Source organism: Nocardia sp. NPDC050710 (genome assembly GCF_040654375.1).
In the GTDB taxonomy this organism is placed as follows: Bacteria; Actinomycetota; Actinomycetes; order Mycobacteriales; family Mycobacteriaceae; genus Nocardia.
On the sequence record NZ_JBFAHV010000059.1, the window covers coordinates 1 to 4991 of the forward strand.

Consider the following 4991-nt stretch of genomic DNA (forward strand, 5'->3'; position numbering starts at 1 on the left):
TCACCCGCCACTGCTCCTCGCTCAACTCGTGCCTACGCACCACAACCGAGAATCAAAGCACATCAATCACACCAACTTTGAGGACGGACCCTAGCGATTCTTCACACGGCTCGGTGCCATCCCATGGGCGTCCACGACGGGAGGTTGTTCACGCACTGCAACTTTCGTGCAGCAGCTTCACTCTACGCGTTTGACAAACCGAACTTCGGTCAGGGAGGGTGTTTGCGTCCGCCCATCGGTGGCTGCTTGCACGAACGGGGGGTTTGATGCTGATTCCAGAGAAGGCCACGCTGGCCGTGTCGGCCGCTAGCGATTACTGCGGGGTGCAATGATGACTGGGTTCCACAATCACTACGACGACCCCGATGAATACTGGGACGAGGCGCCCCTCAAGCCAACGCCGAAAGCTCGGCCTGCAGCCCCGGCGCCCCATCTCCCCGTCGATCCGTTTTCATCGTTTAGCCCGCCTCCTCCGGCATCACCCTCGCGTCCGGCGGCTCCACCTGCCTCGTTCCGTCCGCCCCTTCCGGTGGCCCGCGAGAACCCCGCCCCTTCATCGGCTTCGAGTCAATGGGAAACTCGATCCGCAGCTGACGCGAAACCCTCCCAAGAGGATCAAGTTGCCTCGGGTTTCAGATTCGATAAGTTTCTCGACGAGCTGGGCCAGTTCTACGGGTTCACCCAGGCCATGTCCGGCCTCATCCAAGAGGCGTTTTCCGCCGGACCACCTCATATCAGTGCCCGCGATACTACAGGGGCAGTTGAGGTCACGGTCGCCACAACGGGAGAGTTGGTCGACATATTCGTCTCAGACAACTGGCGTCACCGCGTCGGCGAAGATGGTGTTGGCTCGGCGGTGGTCAATGCCATCAAGAAAGCCGAGCAAATGCGAGTCGAATCGACCAGCATTGCCGCGAGCCGAAACGGCGTGTTGGATAGAATAAGCACATTAAGCATTGATGACGCGGTACCGATAAAGATCACACGACCACAGCCCGCAGCCTCGTCCGCGGTAGATATTGATGGGCTAATCGAGCGGGTGATGCAAACGCTGGACAGAAGTCCCGAAGAAGCAAATGTCGGCGAATTCATTGGTACAAGCGTGGCGGACGGTGGCATACAGGCATCGGTTACGTTGACGCGCAGCGGTATTGCTGACTGTATTGTCCAAATTCCCTGGGGCACGGATACTCGAGGAGATTCGATTGCGTGGGCAGTTAAACATGCTCATGCTGCAGCGCGCGAGACCATACTCACTTCGCCCGCCGCTGGGCTGGGTGATTCCAGCGGACTGTTCTCTGAGCTCATTCAAGTGATCAATTCTCTTCAATCCCCTAAAGGATAGCTATGGGTCAGGAAGTTTCCGTTGCCACAGATGCCCTCCGGAGCGAGGGGAAGGCATGGGCGCGCGAGTCCGACACTCTGGACAAGGTGAAGAGCGATATTCAGTCCATAGGCTTCAACCGGGTAGAGGCCGGCGTATTTCAAGCTATTGTGTCTGCGCACGCTGAGGTTGTCGAGAAGATGACTACTCTGAGTGGGCAAGCTGCAACAAGTTTCGACAAGGTTGGTCAAACGTTGCAGACCTGTGCAGACACCTACGATGCCGAGGATGCCGCCGGGAAGCATCGAATTGACAACCTATGGTGACGAAAAAGGGGTGCGGGAATGTCGACAACATTTGACAGTGCAGCATATCAAGATGTTTGGGATAAGCTTAAAGAATATATCCAAAATATTGACGACTACCTCACCAACGATGCTCCAGACGCAATATCTGCCGGACAGAACTCATACGCCACCAAAGTGACCCCCGGGCTGAGTGAATTTATCAAGACGTGCGGCGAAAAGATGCTCGCAGCCCTCAAGTGGCTTTGGGAAAAGCTTATGGACCTCATCGAAGGGATTGCTGCGCCAATTTTTATGGCCCAGCGATCGTTCGAGTGGTCCGATGCTAAAGGCGACTACTCGGGTGTTGCGGCAGCCATAAATCCCAAGCAGCTACTTGCCCTCAAAGAGTGGAAAGGCGACGCGCAGGAAGCGTACGAAAAAACGGTCGAAGCCCAGCGTGACGCAATTCTCAAGATGGAAGAAACTGCCGAGACTTGCCGGAACCATCTTATGGTTGCCGCGGCTGCGGGATTGCTGCTCTATGCTGGAGTTGCCATTGTGGTGAACAAGTTTGTTACAGCTCTCGCTTTTATTATTGCCGCGGTTGCATCGGGATTCGGCGCAGTCCCTGGTTTTGCTGGCTTCTGGACGATCAGCGGAGTCACTGCCGCAGAACTGAGTGCAGCAATCGCTGCGATCACACTTTTCGTAACCGATCAAGCCAAGGCTTGGAGCGACATCAAAGCTGCGACAACCAACAACTCTGCGTTCCAAAAGGGCGACGACGGATCCATTCGTTGGCCGGATCCGAATACGAAATACTTCGAGGATGCCTCCGTTGAAGGCGACAACGAATCCAAATGGAGGTTGAACCCTGATAAGTAATATTTCATTTAGGAGCGGCAATGGGGGCAGTGAACGGGCCCGGCGTTCAACATTGATCCAAGTGGGTCTTATGTCCATGATCTCCAGCTCTGGTCTAGCCTTGGGCTCTGTGGTTGCGGAGGTCTCCGGTTGGCCGCTCATCCTGGGGGTCATGCTAACGACGTTCGCTGTGCAGTTGGCTGGCACCGTAATTGCTTGGCGATCTGCTCCGGTGGGCGCAATGCGGTTATCCATTTGCATCGCATTTTCAGCGGTTTGGATCGCGTCCTTTGGCCTGTTGGTAGCCGGGTGGATCGACACCGTAATGTATCCGCTTCACATAGGACTCCTGTTTGGACTGGCTCTACAGGGATACCAGTGTCTGTGGCGTGGACGTTCGTAACCCCGACCTCTCTCGCGCCCAGCGAACCAGGAGTTCGCGGCGGCGCGATGATTGTCGCCGTGGTGTGTTCGGAGGCGGCCTGGGGCACAGGCTGACGTGCGTTGGACGCGTATCCGTCCTCGCGAGGCAGGTGGATCAGCATGGTAAACCGGGTTGTCCGTTCGACCCGAGTACCGATCGCCGAGCGCCGCAACCCGATGATCAGATCGCCTTCCCAATACCGAAATCGAGATGTTGCGACGATCAGTTGAATACGGCCTGGATGCGACGGTCGCTATGGTGACCCGGCCACCAAACACACGCCCGCCGCGCCCACTACCAGCGGCGATTACCGCTCACACCGTGATCGCGATGTCCGGCTGAAGGACTAACTGTCGGTAGGGTTCTTTAGGATCGCGGTGTGGTAGGAACGCTCGAAATCGACGTGGACGGTGCCTTGGCAATGGCCGAGGCTGCAGTACAGCACCACTGGCTTTGGACTGCGGACGGAATGAATGACGCTGCCGAGTATTTGGGTTGGAGCGTTCCCGGAGAAGGCAAGTGGCAGTGGACAGTTACCGACGCGGGTATCAGGATCCCCGAGGTGCCGGGCCGACTGATTCGGCAGGCCGGCGCAGTCTTCTCGGTGGACGATGACAAGACAGTGCGCAGTGTTGTCGTCTATGTAGCGGAAATCGCTGAACAGGTTCAGTACCGCGACTGTCTCGCACCAGCTTTCGACGACCTATGTGTCCGGCTGATGAATGCGTGGGGGTGAGCCCGGTGTTTCGGACGGCCCCGGAAGGGTGCGGTGGCGCTTCGAACATGTAGTTCTGAAGTTGAGCGTCGACTCCAGAGCTATCCATTTTCGGCTCGAAAACCCCGCGGAGCACGACCGTAGGGAGGCAGCAGATCGGGAATGGGAGCAACGCAAGGCCCGCCGGACCGACTCGACACTGTTCCTCGAGGCGATTCCGCTGGTTGTCCAGGCGGAATTCGGCGTGTGGTCGAAAGACGATCTGGCGCCTTTGTTTGCCGCAGTAGGGTGGCCGATCGAGGAGGAGCCCGTCAGCTTCCGCAAAGGTCGTACGGCGGGCATCGAGTCGGAGACCATCTCGATTAGCCTGCGCGCCAGCAAAACTGAGCAATACCTCGATCCCGATCGTTGGGGGTTCGGCGAATACAGCCGGGTTTGGATGACCCAACGGTTGGCTGCGAATGTCGTGGATGACGCTTACCGCGCGGCGCTGGCGATCTGCGTCGAGCTACTCGGCCCGCCGCCGCTGGTAGGCGGACCTGATGCCCGCGCGATCTGGCGTGACAATGACACCACAGTGCTGCTGACCCGCGATCTCGGCAGCTCGATCAGTCTCGCGGTCTTCCCTACCGAGCCCCATGAGGGCCGCGAGCATTGGGAATGGAACTGGTCCGACTGGACGGCCGCGGAGTGCTGGCTTGTGGCACCCGATGCCGAAGGCACTCGGTACGGATTCCCGACGTGGGGCTATCCGGAGCCCCTTGCGACATCCTGGCCGAGTCTGGATGACTACATCGACGCGCTCTTTCTTTCCCTCGCTGCTGACCTTCCCGTCCTGCACCCGTACGCGACCTGGGTGATTTGGGTGATCACCGTCGCGGACGACCCCGACGCAGGCTTCCTCCAGGGCTGGTTCTCGCCTCATGATGCGCGCATGGAATATCGGCACAGCGCTGACGCGGACCTGACGACGGTGAACTATCCGGCCGGTGTTGCCGCTGGCCGAAGTATCGCGGAGGTGGTCAAGTCAGAGTTGCGAGCGCTGGGTGTTCCGAGCCCCGACCGCCTGACCCTCTCCGCATGGAGCTCGCCAGAGCCCCAACAGATCCACACGATCCGACTCGGGCTCGAGGGCAGTGGCTGATCGCGTCGGGTTCCTTGTGCCCGGCGATCGAACCCGTTTCGCGCTCTGAGGATTAGCGTCTCGGCGGTTCTGAGTCGCGTACGGCGCATTCAGGAGGCGTTCCTCTTTCCTGCCCTTTCATCGCAACGGCGATGTCCTCACATGGCTCCCCTCTCGTGTCAAGGCGCAGTCGGCAGGTCGGGGCTATTCTGGATGGTGGTGAGTCCGGGTCGTGGCTTGTCCGAAGGGCTGGT

5 protein-coding genes are annotated in these 4991 nt (G+C 58.7%); all 5 read left to right on the forward strand.

The genetic code is table 11. The features are described 5' to 3' along the window. The first annotated feature begins 529 nt into the window (after positions 1-529). The 5 genes from AB0H61_RS38920 (at position 530) to AB0H61_RS38940 (ending at position 4758) form a co-directional block, all read left to right on the forward strand. Positions 530-1345, forward strand: coding sequence for a hypothetical protein (locus AB0H61_RS38920; RefSeq protein WP_357313934.1), 816 nt, complete (start codon positions 530-532; stop codon positions 1343-1345). Positions 1346-1347: 2 nt separating this feature from the next. Beyond that, a complete protein-coding gene (locus AB0H61_RS38925; protein ID WP_357313937.1) occupies positions 1348-1650 on the forward strand; it encodes a type VII secretion target in 303 nt (100 codons plus the stop codon). Between the two features lie 18 nt (positions 1651-1668). Then, a complete protein-coding gene (locus AB0H61_RS38930; protein ID WP_357313940.1) occupies positions 1669-2496 on the forward strand; it encodes a hypothetical protein in 828 nt (275 codons plus the stop codon). Positions 2497-3278: 782 nt separating this feature from the next. Further along, positions 3279-3635 carry a DUF6301 family protein gene (locus tag AB0H61_RS38935; protein WP_357313943.1) on the forward strand — a complete coding sequence of 119 codons (357 nt, stop codon included), beginning with the start codon at positions 3279-3281 and terminating at the stop codon, positions 3633-3635. Positions 3636-3696: 61 nt separating this feature from the next. Beyond that, a complete protein-coding gene (locus AB0H61_RS38940; RefSeq protein WP_357313945.1) occupies positions 3697-4758 on the forward strand; it encodes a hypothetical protein in 1062 nt (353 codons plus the stop codon). Positions 4759-4991 lie beyond the last annotated feature (233 nt).

Bases quoted from the DNA above. Each gene is read 5' to 3' on its own strand.
- AB0H61_RS38930 (WP_357313940.1), top strand. From the start codon at position 1,669: ATGTCGACAACATTTGACAGTGCAGCATATCAAGATGTTTGGGATAAG.
- AB0H61_RS38925 (WP_357313937.1), top strand. From the start codon at position 1,348: ATGGGTCAGGAAGTTTCCGTTGCCACAGATGCCCTCCGGAGCGAGGGG.